At 41.1% G+C, this 1148-nt stretch carries 2 protein-coding genes; both read right to left on the bottom strand.

Annotated elements, in window-relative coordinates:
- Nucleotides 1-762, bottom strand: a 762-nt coding sequence (locus tag B7Y67_RS18795) for an AAA family ATPase (protein ID WP_293599932.1), incomplete at its 3' end; no start/stop codon positions are given.
- 2 nt (nucleotides 763-764) lie between these two features.
- On the bottom strand, nucleotides 765-956 hold the full coding sequence (locus tag B7Y67_RS18790) for an AlpA family transcriptional regulator (protein ID WP_293599931.1): 192 nt from the start codon (nucleotides 954-956) through the stop codon (nucleotides 765-767).
- Between the last annotated feature and the right edge of the window lie 192 nt (nucleotides 957-1148).

The following is a 1148-nucleotide window of genomic DNA, read 5'->3' as shown; positions in this document are numbered from 1 at the left end:
AGGTGGTAAATTATCGTCACCATCCTTCATTTTGTCGCATTCAAGTGAAATCAGTTTAGGCTTATCTGCGCCTTTAACCGAAAAACTAAAATCAATGTTTGCTTTTAAGGCATAAGCACCACGAGCTGTTTCTTGCTCACCTTTGCCAGTATGATGAACAAAAATTACAGTGGCATCGTACCGATGTTTCAGCTTATCTAGTTGGTTAATGAATTTCGCCATATCACCGTTATCATTCTCTTTAGAAGCGGCAATGTGTCGTGATAAGGTATCGACAATAATCAATCTAGGGGGCTCTGGTAGCTGATCTAATACGCCAACTAGATTGTCATAACCCTGTTGGGTGTCTATACCAATAGGCATCTCACTAAATGAAATGGGAACATGGTTATCTATGGTTAGTTCATGCTGTTTAGCAATAGCGGTTAACCGTTTACGAATACCGCCTGAGCCTTCACCTACCAATATGGCAACTCGACCCTGCTCAACCTCTTTACCAAACCACTGCCGACCTAGTGCCACATTTAATGCCATACTGAGCATAATATGAGACTTACCTAGCCCAGATGCACCAAATACCATCCCAACCGATTGCAGTGGTATTAAATCCTCAACTAACCAACCGACTTCGATGGGTTGTTGCATCACATCGGCAATACCCAGCATACGATAACCGTTAGATTCGATACTGGTGCTGACTGCTGCTGTTTCTTGTGTCGTTAGTTCTGCCGTTAAAGTCGAAGTATTCATCATTGCATCCATGATTAGTTACCTCCTTTAGTTATTAACCATGTTTCAATGGTTTCGACTCGCCACGCATTAAGGCGTACACCTAGTTTGAATGGTTTGGGGAAGCTACCTGCGTCAATTAAGCGGTACAGAGTTGATTTGCTGATGCCTAAAATGGCGAGTACGTCGTTCAGGTTCATCACCTGTTTTTGAATATTGGTAGTCATAATTTATCATCCTTTACGGTAGTTGTTTTAATTCTGCTTGGGGTCATTCCCTTGCGTCGAGGTGAATTAAAACAGTCCGACTTGGACGAAAAAATTGGTCAACCTACTCAATCTATCAACAAAAACCTGACCAGTTAAAAACAATAATAATTCAATTAGTTACAAATATGGTCAATCGTCTTTTTCTGCTTT

The sequence above is a fragment of the Polynucleobacter sp. 35-46-11 genome, from assembly GCF_002281105.1.
This window is presented reverse-complemented; position numbering and strand designations above follow the sequence as displayed.